At 70.0% G+C, this 14,960-nt stretch carries 13 protein-coding genes; 7 read left to right on the top strand and 6 right to left on the bottom strand.

The window, feature by feature from the left end:
- Nucleotides 1-275 precede the first annotated feature (275 nt).
- Together ABR737_RS06390 and ABR737_RS06385 are read right to left on the bottom strand one after the other, a co-directional pair.
- Nucleotides 276-1,340: a type III polyketide synthase gene (locus ABR737_RS06390; RefSeq protein WP_350249211.1), complete on the bottom strand. Its 1,065-nt coding sequence runs from the start codon at nucleotides 1,338-1,340 to the stop codon at nucleotides 276-278.
- 282 nt (nucleotides 1,341-1,622) lie between these two features.
- Nucleotides 1,623-2,831, bottom strand: coding sequence for a cytochrome P450 (locus ABR737_RS06385; protein WP_350249210.1), 1,209 nt, complete (start codon nucleotides 2,829-2,831; stop codon nucleotides 1,623-1,625).
- A 509-nt stretch (nucleotides 2,832-3,340) separates the two neighbouring features.
- On the opposite strand from ABR737_RS06385, the gene ABR737_RS06380 reads away from it, so the two are divergent.
- The 6 genes from ABR737_RS06380 to ABR737_RS06350 all read left to right on the top strand — a co-directional run bounded on the left by ABR737_RS06380 (nucleotide 3,341) and on the right by ABR737_RS06350 (nucleotide 10,680).
- Nucleotides 3,341-3,955: a helix-turn-helix domain-containing protein gene (locus tag ABR737_RS06380; RefSeq protein ID WP_350249209.1), complete on the top strand. Its 615-nt coding sequence runs from the start codon at nucleotides 3,341-3,343 to the stop codon at nucleotides 3,953-3,955.
- A gap of 347 nt (nucleotides 3,956-4,302) precedes the next feature.
- Nucleotides 4,303-5,199, top strand: a complete 897-nt coding sequence (locus ABR737_RS06370) for an NAD(P)H-binding protein (RefSeq protein WP_350249208.1) — start codon at nucleotides 4,303-4,305, stop codon at nucleotides 5,197-5,199.
- A 269-nt stretch (nucleotides 5,200-5,468) separates the two neighbouring features.
- Entirely contained in the window at nucleotides 5,469-6,686 is a 1,218-nt protein-coding gene (locus ABR737_RS06365) for an EfeM/EfeO family lipoprotein (protein ID WP_350249207.1), read from the top strand.
- Nucleotides 6,687-6,691: 5 nt separating this feature from the next.
- On the top strand, nucleotides 6,692-7,945 hold the full coding sequence (gene efeB, locus ABR737_RS06360; protein ID WP_350249206.1) for an iron uptake transporter deferrochelatase/peroxidase subunit: 1,254 nt from the start codon (nucleotides 6,692-6,694) through the stop codon (nucleotides 7,943-7,945).
- A 170-nt stretch (nucleotides 7,946-8,115) separates the two neighbouring features.
- A complete protein-coding gene (locus ABR737_RS06355; protein ID WP_350249205.1) occupies nucleotides 8,116-9,963 on the top strand; it encodes a phospholipase C in 1,848 nt (615 codons plus the stop codon).
- Between the two features lie 354 nt (nucleotides 9,964-10,317).
- The gene (locus ABR737_RS06350) at nucleotides 10,318-10,680 is read left to right on the top strand and encodes a hypothetical protein (RefSeq protein ID WP_350249204.1); all 363 of its coding nucleotides are present in this window, start codon (nucleotides 10,318-10,320) and stop codon (nucleotides 10,678-10,680) included.
- A 108-nt stretch (nucleotides 10,681-10,788) separates the two neighbouring features.
- On the opposite strand, the gene ABR737_RS06345 is transcribed toward ABR737_RS06350, so the two are convergent.
- A complete protein-coding gene (locus ABR737_RS06345; RefSeq protein ID WP_350249203.1) occupies nucleotides 10,789-11,193 on the bottom strand; it encodes a VOC family protein in 405 nt (134 codons plus the stop codon).
- Nucleotides 11,194-11,547: 354 nt separating this feature from the next.
- Between ABR737_RS06345 and ABR737_RS06340 the strand changes: the two genes are divergently transcribed.
- Nucleotides 11,548-11,925 carry a GvpU-like protein gene (locus ABR737_RS06340; RefSeq protein WP_350249202.1) on the top strand — a complete coding sequence of 126 codons (378 nt, stop codon included), beginning with the start codon at nucleotides 11,548-11,550 and terminating at the stop codon, nucleotides 11,923-11,925.
- Nucleotides 11,926-12,070: 145 nt separating this feature from the next.
- Here ABR737_RS06340 and ABR737_RS06335 read toward each other — a convergent pair whose 3' ends face one another.
- From ABR737_RS06335 to ABR737_RS06325, 3 genes are all read right to left on the bottom strand, one after another.
- Nucleotides 12,071-12,385: an SCO5918 family protein gene (locus tag ABR737_RS06335; protein WP_350249201.1), complete on the bottom strand. Its 315-nt coding sequence runs from the start codon at nucleotides 12,383-12,385 to the stop codon at nucleotides 12,071-12,073.
- 54 nt (nucleotides 12,386-12,439) lie between these two features.
- Nucleotides 12,440-13,948 (bottom strand): DEAD/DEAH box helicase, encoded by a 1,509-nt coding sequence (locus ABR737_RS06330; protein ID WP_350249200.1) that lies wholly within the window; start codon nucleotides 13,946-13,948, stop codon nucleotides 12,440-12,442.
- Nucleotides 13,949-14,292: 344 nt separating this feature from the next.
- A complete protein-coding gene (locus ABR737_RS06325) occupies nucleotides 14,293-14,496 on the bottom strand; it encodes a cold-shock protein (protein WP_042152846.1) in 204 nt (67 codons plus the stop codon).
- Nucleotides 14,497-14,960 lie beyond the last annotated feature (464 nt).

The raw sequence follows: 14,960 nt of genomic DNA, 5'->3' as shown, positions 1-14,960 counted from the left end.
GAGCCAGTACCTCGTCGTCCGTATGAAACGTGCATAAAACGTGTTGCCGTATCTGTCAAGATATTCCCATTCAAGCCATATACACGGTATGCGCGAATTGCTCCCGCGCTCCCGCCGGCTGCCGCAGTCGGGTGGTGCTCGAGCCGGTGACGGGGGTCGGCCGGGACATGCCGGGCCATGCCGGGGGGCTGAGCCCGATGCAGGCTCCGCTCGGCACCTGCTCCGCCCGGTGCGCCCGGCAGCAGGTCAGCTGCCGGGCGCACCGGGCGGTCGGGTCATGCCGCCGGAGCAGGGGCGGAGGACCAGGTGCCCAGGGCCATCTCCGCGGTGATGCCGGGGCCGAAGCCGGCCAGCAGACCGCGCTGGCCGTCGAGGGCCGACGCTTCGTCGAACATGCGCGCCAGGGCGTCGAGTACCACCGCGCTGGCGATGTTGCCGTACTCGGTCAGCGTGGCGCGGCTGAAGCGGAACGCCTCCGGAGGAACCTCGAGGAAGCGGCACAGGTCGTCCAGGATGCGCGGACCGCCCGCGTGGACGATATAGAAGTCCAGCTCGCCCGCGTCCCAATGGTGCTGCTCCGCGACGGCGCGCAGGGCGGGGGCGAGCGGTTCCATGGTCCCGGGTACGCGCTTGTCCAGCTGGAAGTGGAAACCGGTGGACCGGATCGCGTAGGAGATCCAGTCCTCGGTGTTCGGGATCAGGTACGAGCTGTTGCGCTCCAGCCGGACCCCGGTGCCACCGCGCCCGCGGACCACGGCGGAGGCGACCGCGTCACCGAAGAGGCCGTTCGACAGCAGCGACCCCACACCCAGGTCCGTGGGCTGGTAGCACAGCGAGCAGAACTCGCACGCGACGATGAGCACGTTGGCGTCGGGGTATGCCGTGCAGAAGTCGTGTGCCCGGTTGACCGCCGCGCCCCCTGCCGCGCAGCCGAGTTGGGCTATCGGCATCTGCCGTGTCTCCGACCGGAAGCCCAGGGTGTTGATGAGCCAGGCGGTCAGGGCCGGCATCATGAAGCCGGTGCAGGAGACGTAGACGATGAGGTCGATCTCCTGCGGGTCCAGCTCGGCCTGGTCGAGTGCCTTGCGGACCACGGCGGGGACGCGGGCCTTGGACTCCTCTTCGTAGACCGCGCTACGGGCGTCGAGCCCCGGGTGCTTGAGTACCTTGTCGATCGGCTGGATCAGATGCCGCTTGAGGACGCCGGTGTTCTCGATCAGCCGCAGGATCAGTCTCAGCTGCGTGTGGTCCTTGTGCAGCCGTTGCGCGAGTTCGAGGGTGTCGTCTTGGGTGATGACGTATTCAGGGACCGCGATTGCTGGTTTGCACAGAACCGCCATGAGATGCACTCCTTGCAGACTGTGGCCCCTCAGGGTTTCCCTGCGCTGAATTCGAGTCGTTTTCCTTTTCGGTCGGAGGTATCCGTCGCGGTAACTCGCCCATTCAGAGCGGGCAAAGAAACCATGTGCGGATCCGGCGGTTCGAAATGGGCGACCCCGGAAGGGAAACGAACGGGCCAGCCGTCGAAGAATGAACTCTCCCCGTGCTGGTGGATTGATCTTTCCGAGTAGTAACCGTACGCCAGGCGGGTGGAATCTGCATTTTGCGGCCGTGGCCCACCGTTACCAAGTGACCGGCAGCTCCAGCGGATAGCGCCAGATCGAGGTGGTGTTCCAGCGGACTTCCTCGGCCGGCTGTGCCAGCCGGAGTTCCGGGAAGCGGTCGAGGAGGGCTTTGAGGGCGACTTCCAGCTCCGTGACCGCGAGCGGGGCACCCAGGCAGTGGTGTCCGCCCCAGCCGAACGTCATGTGGGCGGTCCGGCCCTCGCGTTCCAGGTCCAGTTCGTCGGGCCGGTCGAACTTCCGGCTGTCCCGGTTGGCCGTCAGATAGGAGACGTGCACGATGTCCCCGGCCCGGATCGTCACCCCGCTCAGCTCCACGTCCTCGGTGGCGACGCGGGGGATGCCGACGCCCTTGCGGAAGGGGATGAACCGCAGCATTTCGTCGATCGCCTGCGGAAGCATCTCGGGCCGGGAGCGCAGCATCGCCAGCTCCTCGGGCCGGGTGAGCAGCGTGTAGGCGAGGTTGCCGATCTCGTAGGTGGTGGTGTCCTGGCCGGTGATGAGCAGGACCATGGCCATCACGGTGAGTTCCTGGTCGTTGAGGATCTCGTCCCCGTCACGAGCGGTGGCCAGGGCGCTGATCAGGTCTTCTCCCGGGTGCTGACGCCGCTTCGCGGTCAGCGTCTCGAAGTAGGCCCGCATATCGGCCTTGGCCCGGACGGCGCGGTCCCGGTTTTCGACGGTGACGTTCATCATCGTCCGGGCGTGCGCGCGCAGCTGGTCCTGGTCGCGCTCGGGGATGTCGAGGACCTCGCAGATCGTCGTCAGCGGCAGCGGGTTCGCCAGGCTCTCCATTAGGTCGCCGGGCGGACCCTGCGCGGTCATCCGGTCCAGCAGTTCGTCCACGACATGCTGCGTGCGGGCCCGCATGCGCTCCACGTGACGCGGGGCGAACGCCTTGGAGACCAGGCTCCGCAAGCGGCTGCTGGCGGGCGGGTCCATCACGTTGATCGCCTCGTCCTGGACGATCGGCTCGGGCGTCATACGGGGAAAGTCCCGGCCGATGACGGCGCTCCGGCTGAAACGCCGGTCGGTGGTCACCGTGCGTACGTCGTCGTACTTGGTGACGAGCCAGGCCTCGCCCTCCCCGTGGGGCAGCCGGATACGGGCGACCGGTTCCTCGGTCAGCAGGCGCTTGAGCGTCGGATCGAATTCCAGGCCCTCCGCATAGTCGAACGGGCAGTTCCAGACGTGAGGTCCGGGTTCCATGGTGAGCTCCCGACGTGAGAGGGGATGAGTGAATTCACCGCCTGCGAAGAAAGACCGGGCGCACGCATGCGGTGTATCGGGCCGCCGGCCAGAAAGACGCCAATTCATCCCGGTGAGCGAAAAGCGGAGATGCGGGGGGCGGCTACTGCTTCCTGTGCAGGCAAGGGCCTGACGGATGCCTTTGTCCTGCCGTTCCACAGTGACTTACGGACAGTGGTGGGTGGTCGGTGTGGTGCGCCAATCGGGTGATCTCTCCGGCTCCTCGCCGGTGCAGTCCGGTGTGTACGGGGGCGCAAAGCCGGTCGAGGCCGGGGCGCAAAGCCGGTCGAGGCCGGCGCGGAAAACCGGTCGAGGCAGGGGCGGAAAGCCGGACGAGGTCAGTGCGGGAAGGCCGCCCCGGGAAGGCGGACGAGGCCGGTGCGGAACGCCGGTCGAGGCCGGGCCGGAGCCGGAGAGACGCCCCTCTCGCCGACTTGACAAAAGTTGTTGCCGGGATAGCAAATGGAGGCATGGCGGACGATGACATTCCCGGCGTGCTCAACGCGGTCGGCCCCCGGCTACGGGCGCTGCGGCGCGAGCGCGGAGCCACCCTGGCGCAGCTGAGCGAGGTCACCGGCATCTCGCTCAGCACCCTTTCGCGGCTGGAATCCGGGCAGCGCAAACCGACCCTCGAACTCCTGCTTCCGCTCGCCAAGGCCCACGGAGTGCAGCTGGACGAGCTGGTCGGGGCGCCGGCCACCGGCGACCCCCGGGTCCATCCGCGCCCTTTCACCCGCAACGGACAGACCTTTGTGCCGCTGACCCGTCACCTCGGTGGTCTGCACGCCTTCAAACACATCCTCCCCGCCAGGAAAGCGACCGGCGCACGGCCTGAGCTGCGCACACACGAGGGCTACGAGTGGCTTTACGTCCTGTCCGGCCGGCTGTGGCTGGCTCTCGGTGACCACGACCTCGTCCTCACCTCCGGCGAGGCCGCCGAATTCGACACCCACACCCCGCACGGCTTCGCCAACGCCGGCCCGCATCCCGTGGAATTCCTCAGCCTCTTCGGCGCACAGGGCGAACGCATGCACGTCCGCGCCGGCCCACCCGCCCCGCCCACGCCGCACCCCGGCTCCGCCTGACCGACCGGCCCGGCGCCTTCCCCGCTGCCGGGTCTCGATCCTTGGGGCATCAGTGATGAGGAGGGGGCGAGGCCGGGGCGGGAGCAGGACCGCGCGACGCTCAACGGGATGAGCGCGATGGCTGCACCCCAACTCCTGCTCGCAGGGCCTGATTTGACGGCTGAGAACCGGCTGGGCGATGTAGAGCCCTTCCACCGCCCGGCCGAAGTGCAGGTGCTCGGCCACCGTGACGAAGTGGCGGAGCTTGTGCAGGCGGAGCTCGCATGCATCGAGATCAATACCCTGAAGGCATCAATCGTCGGGAAGGGTATTGGACGCCGCGGATGGCCCGCCCCGAGACTCGACGCATGATCGTTCTTACCGCTCCCACCGGCCAGATCGGCAGCCGGCTCCTGCAGATCCTCCTCGACGAGACCCGCGCGCGCGGCGAAGAGCTGCGCGTCATCGTGCGTGACCCCGAGAAACTCCCCGACGCGGTCCGCGCCCGCGTCGACGTCGTCACCGGCTCGCACGGCGACGCCCAGGTCGTTGACCGGGCCTTCGCCGACGCGGACGCGGTCTTCTGGCTGGTCCCCTCGAACCCACACACGCCGAGCCTGGACGCCATGTACTCCGGGTTCACCCGCACTGCCGCGAAGGCGTTTACGACCCATGGAGTCGGACACGTCGTCGGTGTCTCGGCGCTCGGCCGGGGCACCCCCGTCGCCGACCGCGCCGGGCACGTGACGGCGTCGCTGGCCATGGACGACCTCATCGCGAGTACGGGCGTGGCCTACCGGGCGCTCGCCAATCCGACGTTCATGGACAACCTGCTGCGGCAGGTGGCTTCGATCCGGGACAACGGCGTCTTCACCGACACCGTCGCCGCGGACCGCAAGGCGCCGACGGCCGCCACCCGGGATATCGCCGCGGCTGCCGCCGGCCTACTGCTCGACCGCTCGTGGACGGGGACGGGTGAGGTCCCCGTGCTGGGCCCCGAGGACCTGTCACCGAACGACCTGGCGCGCATCATGTCCGACGTGCTCGGCCACCCGATCCGCTACGAACGGCAGACGCTCGAGGAATTCCGCACCGGACTCGGCGGACACGGCATGGGGGACGCGCTCGTGCAGGGCTACCTCGACATGATGCGCGCCAAGGAGGACGGCCTCGACGACGGGGTGCCGCGCACCCCGCAGACCACGAGCCCGACGACCTTCCGCGAGTGGTGCGAGCAGGTCCTCAAGCCGGCGGTCCAGGCATGAACGCAGGGACCGCCCTCATCGTCGGGGCCTCCCGGGCTCTCGAACTCGGTGGGCGGTCCGTGAGCTCGTGAACGGCAACGGTCCGATGAACCACCAGGAAATTCTTGGCATCTCTTCCGGGGAAAGCGTGTTCGGGCGTGCCGCGCTGTTTAGCATGTGCAGCGTTGTCGTCGGCCCTGGTGGAACGCTGCGGGCCGTGGCTCTTTCCTCTTCTCATCCTGCGCCACGTACGTCATCGCGTGGTGTGAACGTCCCCCGGGAGGCTCGGAGTGCCGCGAACCGGTCTCGGGAAGCTGCGGTCCCCCGGTGTCCGGTGGGGCGGGGGTGTGATCCTGGCCGGCGGGCTGCTGGCGGCGCTGGTGCTGCCCGGTGGCACTGAGGACGCCGCGGGGCAGGGGCAGACAGTCGCGTCGGACGGGCTGCGGCACACCACCGTCGAGGTGTCACCGGGCGGTTGCGGCCGGGGATGGGGCAACCCCCGCCCCGGCACCCAGGTCTTCGATCTGCACAACACCTCCGCCGCGGCGGCCGAGGTCTATCTCAAGTCCCCGCGCAGCGGCGCGGTGTACGGCGAGGTGGAGGGCATCGGCCCCGGGACCACGCGGCACCTGCGGGTCCGGCTGGGCCGGGGCTCGTACGCCTTCATGTGCCTGCCGGACGACGCCGACGCGGTCACGGGCCCCACCGTCCGGATCGACGGTGGCGGTCGGGCCGGCCCCGCGGCCGCCCCGGTCACCGAGCACGATCTGATCCCCCCGGCGCTGGACTACCAGAAGTGGGTCGCGGGCGGCCTGGACGATCTCGTCGGGCGGACCGGGACCCTGCGGGCCGCCCTGGCGCGCGGGGACCTGGCGGCGGCCCGGGACGCCTGGCTGCCCGCGCACCTCGCCTACGAGCGGCTGGGCGCGGCATACGGGGCCTTCGGCGACGCGGACCAGCAGATCAACGGCACGACCGCCGGCCTGCCGGGCGGCGAACGCGACCCGGATTTCACCGGGTTCCACCGCATCGAATACGGGCTGTGGCACGGGCAGTCCGCCGGCTCCCTGCGCCCACCGGCCGCCGCTCTCGACGACGCCGTGCGCAAGCTGCGGGACGACTGGGCGCAGACCCGGATGGAGCCGGCGGACCTCGGCCTGCGGGCCCACGAGATCCTGGAGAACACGCTGCAGTCCGAGCTGACCGGACGGACCGACTACGGCAGCGGCAGCACCCTCGCCACCGCCCGCGCCCACCTCGACGGCACCCGGGCCGTCCTCACCCGGCTGCGCCCCCTGCTGGTGCCCCGGTACCCCGGCCTGCCGCAGGTGGAAAGCGAATTGAGGCGGACGCAGCGGCTGCTCGACGGCTTCCGGAAGGACGGACGGTGGCCGGCACTGAGCGATCTGGACCGCAATCGGCGGGAGCGGATCGACGCGGTGTTCGGAGACCTGGTGGAACGGCTGGCGTCGGTGGCGACGCTGTGTGATGCGCGGAGAACGGTGTGAGGGACATGAGCGGTGTCGGCCGACGGGGATTCCTCCGGGGAGCGGCGCTCGCCGGGGCCGGACTCGCGGCCGGTGGCGCCGCGTCCGCCGACGACGGGCCGCACCAGGCCGGTGCACCGGCCCTGACCACCGGCCCCGGCCCGGTCGCCGGGGCCACCCCACGGGTGCCCTTCCACGGCCCGCGCCAGGCCTCGGTGCTCGCGCCGCCCCGCCGGGTCACGGCGTACACCGCGTTCGATGTGACCGCACAGAACCGCCGGGAACTGGCCGAGCTGATGCGTACCGTCACCGCCCGCGCCCGGTTCCTGACCGGTGGCGGGACACCGGCGTCGGTCGGCATCACCGGTCCGCCCACCGACTCGGGCCTCCTGGGGGCCCAGGTCCCCGCGGGCGGGCTGTCGGTGACCCTCGCCGTGGGCGCCTCGCTGTTCGACGACCGGTTCGGGCTGCACGGACGCGCGCCGCGCCGCCTGACCACCATGCCCTCCTTCCCCGACGACGACCTGCAGTCCGACTGGTGCCACGGCGACCTGAGCCTCCAGCTGTGCGCGGACGACACGGACACCGTGCTGCACGCCTTGCGTGACATCGCCCGGCACACCCGGGGCGGTATGCAGGTGCGCTGGCGGCTGGACGGTTTCACCAGCCCGCCCCGGCCGTCAGGGACGCCGCGCAACCTCATGGGCTTCAAGGACGGCACGGCCAACCCCGATGCCCGCGCGGCCCGGGAAATGGACCGGCTGGTGTGGGTCGGGGCAGGAGACGGTGAGCCGGACTGGGCGGTTGGCGGCAGCTACCAGGTGGTGCGGTTGATCCGCATGCTGGTGGAGTTCTGGGACCGGGTGTCACTGACCGAACAGGAGCGCATGTTCGGCCGCTCCCGGGAGACCGGGGCGCCGCTGGACGGCGACCGGGAACACGACGCCCCCGACTATCCCGGCGACCCCAAGGGTGAGGTGATCCCCCTGGACAGCCATATCCGGCTGGCCAATCCGCGCACCCCGTCCAGCGCCGGTCAACGGATCCTGCGCCGGGCCTACAACTACGACAGGGGCGTGGACAGCAACGGCAACCTCGATATGGGCCTGCTGTTCTGCTGCTACCAGCGGGACCTCGCCCGCCAGTTCGAGACCGTGCAGCGAAGGCTGGCCGGCGAGCCGTTGACGGACTACATCTCGCCCTTCGGGGGCGGCTACTTCTTCGCGCTGCCGGGCGTGCGCGAGGAAACGGACTGGTACGGCCGGGCCCTGCTGGCCTGACCGGCGCACGCCGTGGGTCCTCGAAGGGTCAATACCCGGTCAAGGTTTGTCCTGGCATACCTGACTCACTGTTCACTCCAGCGTCATGATGGCTCTGCCGCACTGCCGTCCGCCCGGCAGAGCATCCCGCCGTACAGCACCAACACGTCCCGGCCCGGAGGGTGAACAGCATGGCCAGTAGGGGAAGACGAACAGCGATACGGCGCCTGGGGGCCCTCACGGGGGCCGCGGCCCTCACGGTCCTGGGCGCGGGTGCGCCCTCATGGGCCGCCGGGCCGCACCACCCCGATTCCTCCCGTACGGCCACCCCCGTCAAGCACGTGGTCGTGCTCTTCGACGAGAACATCTCGTTCGACCACTACTTCGCGACCTATCCCCGGGCCGCCAACACCGACGGCACCAAGTTCACCGCCTCCCCGCACACCCCCCGGGACATCGACAACCTGCGCACCGCCGGGCTGTTGAAGCACAACCCCAACCAGTACGCGCCCAAGCGGCTCACGCCACAGCAGGCCATGACCTGCGACCAGACCCATGACTACGGGCCCGAGCAGTACGCGTACAACGGCGGCAAGGCCGACCGGTTCGTCCAGAACACCGACTCCGGAAAGTGCTCCGGCGGTCTCTTCGGCGAGCCCGGCCTGGTGATGGACTACTACGACGGCAACACCGTCACCGGCCTGTGGAACTACGCCCAGCACTACGCCCTCAACGACCGCTCCTTCAGCTCGGTCTACGGCCCCTCCACACCGGGCGCCATCAACCTGGCCTCCGGACAGACCCACGGCGTCGTCTCCATGGACCCCGCCTCCGGCACCGAGAACCCGCGGCAGACCGCCACCCCCGACGCGTACGCCGTGCAGTCACCCGACGCACGGGGCGTCGGCACGATGATCAACGACCCGGACCCGGCGTACGACGACTGCTCCAACAAGGACCACACCGGCAAGAACGCGGTCGCCGCCATGAAGGGGCGCAACATCGGCGACGTCCTCAACTCCCGCCATGTCAGCTGGGGCTGGTTCCAGGGCGGCTTCCGGCCCAGCACCGGATGGGACGGCAAGCCGGACCACTACGCCAAGTGCGGCGGGACCACGCACACCAACGTCGGGGGAGCGGCGGTCGTCGACTACAGCCCGCACCACGCGCCGTTCGAGTACTACAAGTCGACGTCCAACCCGCACCACCTGCCGCCGAAGAGCGTCGACGAGGTCGGCCACGCCGGACGGGCCAACCACAACTACGACCTGAGCGACTTCGACGCCGTCCTCAAGGCAGGAAAGCTGCCCGCCGTCAGCTTCCTCAAGGCCCCCGAGTACCAGGACGCCCACGCGTCCTACTCCGACCCGCTCGACGAACAGCACTTCCTCGTCGACCGGATCAACCGCATCCAGCAGTCGCCGCAGTGGAAGGACACCGCCATCGTCGTCGCCTATGACGACTCCGACGGCTGGTACGACCACACCTTCGTCAAGCCGCGCAACGGCTCCAAGGACTCCTCGAAGGGCTCCAACGGCAAGGCCACGGACAGCCCGGCCTGCCAGGCCGGTCCCGCGGCCGCCGGCGGCTATGCGGACCGCTGCGGCCCCGGCACCCGGCAGCCGCTGCTGGTCATCTCCCCGTACAGCAGGGTCAACAAGATCGACCACACTCGGACCGAGCAGACCTCGGTCATCAAGTTCATCGAGAACAACTGGCACACCGGCCGGATCGGCGATGCCTCCTTCGACAGCCGGGCCGGCTCGCTGAACGGCATGTTCGACTTCCGGCACCCCAACAACAAGCAGGTGCTCCTCAACGCGGACGGCTCGGTCAAGTCGGTCGGCCCGATCCGGCATGTCGCACCGGTCGCCACGACCATCGACCCGGGCCCCGCACTGCAGAACCTGGCCTCGGCCGACGATGCGTCCGGCTTCCCCGTGCTCCCGGTGGGCGTCGGCGCGGCCGTGGTCGCGGCAGGCGTCACCGGCACCTTCCTGGTGCTGCGCCGCCGCAAGGAGCACCACCGGACCGCCTGATCCGTGCGGACGAGGCCCGGCGACGAGGCCATCGTCCCTACGGGGTCACCGTCCCTACGGGAGCCTGCCCGCCCGAGATATCGGCCGGCGGCACCCGTAGGGACGGAGGGTCACCCCGAGGCTACGCACCGCACCACCCCTGGCTGAGATGCGGATGATCCGGTCGGCCCGCAGGCTGGACGTGGGGGAGCCTTCGGCACGTGGGTCCCAGCGGCATGGGCACGACACCGCACGGCACATGAGCCGGAGGACTGCAGGATGCGAGGGCTTGCCGCCCCTGCGCAGGCCTTTCGGCCATCGCGTGGGGCGCGGGGCCGGCGCCGCCCGCCGGCGACGCCAACCAAGGGAGCAGACATGACCAAGGACCGGAAGTCGCACCCGAGGACGGGTGAGGGCCCCAGCACGCACAAGGGCACCGAGCAGCACGGCTGGTCGCCCGACGTCGACCAGACCGAGCAGCAGAAGAACGAGAGTGCGCACAGGTCGTTCCACCCCGAGCGCTATGCGCCCGAGAAGGACCGCAGCAAGGAAACGTCCGGGCAGGAGAAGGTGCCGCCGGCGAGCGAGGTGAAGAGCGAGACGCGCAGCGGCGAGAAGCACGCTGCCGAGACTGATGAGAAGGGCATGCGGGACATGGGGCCGAAGGGCCCGTCGCGCCGGCCCAGCGGCGGGAAGGACGCCGAAGCGCATACGGGGGTCGACCCGCAGAACCCTTGAGGGCCACGGCACCGTCCCCGACGTGTTCTGCGCGAACCCTTCCGTGCCTACCGAGCGGGCCGGGACCCTGGGCAAGGGTCCCGGCCCGCGTCCCGTTGGCGGCGCGCTTCAGTTCGCCTGCCCCAGGGCGTGCCCTTCGCTCGCGGCGAGAACGAAGGGGTGGCCCGCGGGGTCCGAGTAGCGGCGGGCGTCGTAGGGCCCGCCGTTCTCCCGGGTCTGCAAGGGCCGCGCCCCCAGGCTGACCGCCTCGCGCTCCGCCTCGTCCATGTTGTCCTGCGGGACGAGAAAGTGCAGATGGGCCTGTTGCGAGTCATCGGGCCGGGGCCAACTCGGCGGCGCCGCACCGCGGTCCCGCCGTATCGCGAGATGGACGGTGCCGCCTTCGACGACTTCGATGAAGTCCGGGCTGGTGCCGATCCGTACTTCTCCACCGAGGAATTGTGCGTAGAAATCCGCCAGCGCCGCGGGCTCCGCACAATCCAGTACCAGGACGCTGGTCTTGGCTATGGCCATCCGCCGCTTCCCTTCCTGTCGACGGGCACCTCGCCCGCCCCTTCGAACCGTTACCCCGTGAAGGCTCCGGCACTCCGGGGAAAGGAGGGCGGCTCTCGCGGCCACAGGGGCCGACGGCTGCAGCCGGCAGGTCCGGGCGGCGGCACGGGGCCCGTACGGCGGCGGCCCGGGAGTCGGCCCGGGAATCACCCGGGGAATCGGCCCTGGAGTCGTACGAGAGCCCGTACGAGCGCCGCACGGGAGCCGTACGGCCGCCTTCGGAGAGCCGTACGAGTGTCAGGAGGGCAGCGCGGGCCCACTCCCTGCCGCCGCGTGTGCTGCCAAGGGCCGGTCACGGCAGTAAAGTCTGCTGCCATGTCGAAGCCCGACGAACTGCTCGTCGACATCGCCGCCATGGTGGAGTCGGAGCAGAGCAATCAGATGTCTCTCACCGTTGCGGTCCAAGGCGCCGTCCTCACCGGGCGGTTGGCCCCCGAGACCGTGTGGCGGCAGCGTGTGGCCGAGGTCCTCGAGGAATCGGAACAGCTGGGGCCGTTCTCCTCGCTCTTCTCCTCAGCCGGTACGCACTCCCGCCCGGCCAACCGGAGCGGTCCGCCCACGCATCTGCACTTCCATGTGGCGAGGATCCTGCAGGGAAGCTTCGGCCTGCCCGAGACCGGCGGGATGTACCGCGTCGCGATCAAGGACGTGGGCGCCTGGACGGTCGGCGACTTCCGCTACTCCGACCGCTGATCGCTGACGAATCGCCATACGCCATGCGTCATGACGCCTTACGCCATGACGCCATGAGGCATGACGGTGACGCCATGCCCCTGCGACGTCATGACGTCATGCCACCGCGACGCCATGACGCCATGCCGCGGCGACCGTCAGGGCGTCAGCTTTCCGGATGCAGGTCAGGGGACGCCGGTGCCTGGAGCAGGTCCGACGCCTCCTCGAGCGGGGTGCGGGCCGCCGGGGCCGCGGAGCGGCAGGTGAACCCGAGGCGGGTCAGCGCCCGGGTCACCTCGCCGGCGCTGAAGTCACGACGGTCCTGCCGGGTGATGACCTCCCCGACCTGCTTGACGGGGTAGTGCCGGTTGCCGATCAGCACGGACTCACCCGTGACGGGCTCGGGCTTGATGCCCTTCATCGCATCCTGCACCTCAGTCTTGATCAAGTCGAAGGGGAAGCGGGCGATGACGACGCGCATAGTGCCTCTACAGGGTCGAGGAGAAGCCGGAAACGGGCGGGTGGAGCTGGGTGGTCACGAGGCCTTGCCGCCGGACCGCTGCCGCGGGGACGCACCGGTCGCGGTGCGAGGCGATCCGGTGGAGCGACGGGCCTGGGCGGAGCGGCTGCGGCGGCCGCGGGTGGAGGAGCCGCTGCGCTTGGGGCGCTCGACGACCGGTGCAGCGATGGTGACGGGGACCCCGGAGGGTGCCTGGGCGCCGGTGATGCGGCTCAGCTCGGCCTCCCCGGAGCGGACCTGGGTGGACTGCGGGGTGATACCCGCGTCGACCATCAGGCGGTCCATTTCGCGGCGCTGGTTGGGCAGGACGAGGGTGACGACGCTGCCGGACTCGCCGGCCCGGGCGGTACGGCCGCCGCGGTGCAGGTAGTCCTTGTGGTCCGTGGGCGGGTCGACGTTGACGACGAGGTCGAGGTTGTCGACGTGGATGCCGCGGGCCGCGACGTTGGTGGCCACCAGGACGGTGACATGGCCGGTCTTGAACTGGGCCAGGGTGCGGGTGCGCTGGGGCTGGGACTTGCCGCCGTGCAATGCCGCGGCGCGCACGCCGCTGTTCAGCAGGTGCTTGGTGAGCTTGTCGACGGCGCGCTTGGTGTCCAGGAACATGATCGACCGGCCTTCACGGGCGGCGATCTCCGTCGTGGTGGCGTGCTTGTCGGCGTCGCGGACATGCAGCAGGTGGTGCTCCATCGTGGTGACGGCGCCTGCCGAGGGGTCGACGGAGTGGACCACGGGGTCGGTCAGATAGCGCCGGACCAGCAGGTCGACATTGCGGTCCAGGGTGGCCGAGAAGAGCATCCGCTGCCCCTCGGGACGGACCTGGTCGAGCAGCGCGGTGACCTGGGGCATAAAGCCCATGTCGGCCATCTGGTCGGCCTCGTCCAGCACGGTGATGGCGACCTGGTTCAGGCGGCAGTCACCACGGCCGATGAGGTCCTTGAGCCGTCCGGGCGTCGCGACGACCACTTCGGCCCCGGCGCGCAGTGCGCTGGACTGGCGGCCGATCGACATCCCGCCGACGACGGTGGTCATCCGCAGGGACAGCGACCGGGCGTAGGGGGTGAGTGCGTCGGTGACCTGCTGGGCCAGTTCGCGGGTGGGGACCAGCACCAGGGCGAGCGGCCGTCCGGGCTCGGCGCGCTGGCCGGCGGTACGGGCCAGCAGGGCCAGCCCGAAGGCGAGCGTCTTGCCCGAACCGGTGCGCCCACGGCCCAGGACGTCGCGCCCGGCCAGCGAGTTCGGCAGCGTGGCGGCCTGGATCGGGAACGGGGCGGTCACCCCTTCGGCGGTCAGAGATGCCAGCAGCGCGGGCGGCATGTCCAGTGCGGCGAAGTTCTCGGCCGGGGGAAGTGCGGGGGTGTGCGTGACGGGCAGCGCGAACTCTTCCGGCCGTGCGGCGGGGCGGCGGCGCTTGGCGCCGGACCGGTTCGACGCCTGCGGGCGGTAGCCGCCGCGGCCGGAGCCGGCGGAGCCGTTGGAACGGTTCCGGGTGGAGCGGTCGTTCGGGCGAGCTGTGCGGTTCATGAAGAACCTTCCTCGATGCGGTACGTCGAAGAATTCCCGGCAGCTGTCAGCCACACACAAAAGAATCGCAGCACGGACCGTAGAAAACAGATGGAACGAGGCGGGGCGGAATCGACCGCCGGCGCGTGAAAAAGTGCCGCCGCAAAAGGAGGCGGACACGGTGCCGGAGCACGGAACTGGACGGGCTGCCGTACTGCCGCAGCAGGCTGCGGTTCCGGCGCCGAACAGGCTGCCCCTTGTCGCTCGTGCGGCCGCGACGGCACGCACAGCGCATTCCGCAAAGGGCAACGAGCTGGGGCCCGCACCCAAGGTGCGGGCCCCAGCTGCGGTGTGACGCGTCAGTGTCAGGCGGGGAGGATGTTCTCGGCCTGCGGGCCCTTCTGGCCCTGCGTGACGTCGAAGGTCACCTTCTGGCCCTCCTGCAGCTCACGGAAGCCCTGGGTGGCGATGTTCGAGTAGTGGGCGAAGACGTCAGCGCCGCCGCCGTCCTGCTCGATGAAGCCGAAACCCTTTTCCGAGTTGAACCACTTCACGGTGCCAGTAGCCATGTCATATCTCCTTCGGGGCAGTGCCCGGGGTCCGCACTGTGCGAACCCCGCGTCGCCGCGATGATTGCCCCTCCGGAAAACCGGAAATACAAAAGCATTCCCCGCCGGCCTGGGAAGCGGGCGAGGTAGCGTGAAGTCTTTGGGAACCACAACTGCAACTGAGATCGACACTAGCACGGCACCAGCGGACCTGCGCGGCTGTTGCTCCCGTCCCTTTCCGGCCGGAAAAATCCCCACCGGCCCGGCAGGTATTTCTGTCGTTGCGGCACCAGATATTCACCATCGGCGCGCCGGTCCTCCGGGCGGGAAGCGCGGCCCGCCCACGCTCCTGCCCGGCGCGGCTCCCGCGCGCAGCCGGTCCGTCCGCTGTGCGCCCACGACCGGCCCCGCGCCGACCGTGACGGCGTCCGCCCGGCGCTTCGCCGGGTCGTTGCACGGGGAGCGGCCCGTCCGGATCTCCTCCC

The sequence above is a fragment of the Streptomyces sp. Edi2 genome, from assembly GCF_040253635.1.
GTDB lineage: Bacteria > Actinomycetota > Actinomycetes > Streptomycetales > Streptomycetaceae > Streptomyces.
The sequence above is the reverse complement of the archived record's forward strand: the minus strand, read 5'-3'. Positions and strand labels throughout refer to the sequence as shown.

What these genes read in the sequence shown, in the direction of transcription:
- ABR737_RS06350 (WP_350249204.1), top strand. Translation starts at nt 10,318, where the DNA reads ATGACCAAGGACCGGAAGTCGCACCCGAGGACGGGTGAGGGCCCCAGC.
- efeB (WP_350249206.1), top strand. Translation starts at nt 6,692, where the DNA reads ATGAGCGGTGTCGGCCGACGGGGATTCCTCCGGGGAGCGGCGCTCGCC.
- ABR737_RS06330 (WP_350249200.1), bottom strand. Translation starts at nt 13,948, where the DNA reads ATGAACCGCACAGCTCGCCCGAACGACCGCTCCACCCGGAACCGTTCC.
- ABR737_RS06390 (WP_350249211.1), bottom strand. Translation starts at nt 1,340, where the DNA reads ATGGCGGTTCTGTGCAAACCAGCAATCGCGGTCCCTGAATACGTCATC.
- ABR737_RS06340 (WP_350249202.1), top strand. Translation starts at nt 11,548, where the DNA reads ATGTCGAAGCCCGACGAACTGCTCGTCGACATCGCCGCCATGGTGGAG.
- ABR737_RS06325 (WP_042152846.1), bottom strand. Translation starts at nt 14,496, where the DNA reads ATGGCTACTGGCACCGTGAAGTGGTTCAACTCGGAAAAGGGTTTCGGC.
- ABR737_RS06335 (WP_350249201.1), bottom strand. Translation starts at nt 12,385, where the DNA reads ATGCGCGTCGTCATCGCCCGCTTCCCCTTCGACTTGATCAAGACTGAG.
- ABR737_RS06355 (WP_350249205.1), top strand. Translation starts at nt 8,116, where the DNA reads ATGGCCAGTAGGGGAAGACGAACAGCGATACGGCGCCTGGGGGCCCTC.
- ABR737_RS06385 (WP_350249210.1), bottom strand. Translation starts at nt 2,831, where the DNA reads ATGGAACCCGGACCTCACGTCTGGAACTGCCCGTTCGACTATGCGGAG.
- ABR737_RS06380 (WP_350249209.1), top strand. Translation starts at nt 3,341, where the DNA reads ATGGCGGACGATGACATTCCCGGCGTGCTCAACGCGGTCGGCCCCCGG.
- ABR737_RS06370 (WP_350249208.1), top strand. Translation starts at nt 4,303, where the DNA reads ATGATCGTTCTTACCGCTCCCACCGGCCAGATCGGCAGCCGGCTCCTG.
- ABR737_RS06345 (WP_350249203.1), bottom strand. Translation starts at nt 11,193, where the DNA reads ATGGCCATAGCCAAGACCAGCGTCCTGGTACTGGATTGTGCGGAGCCC.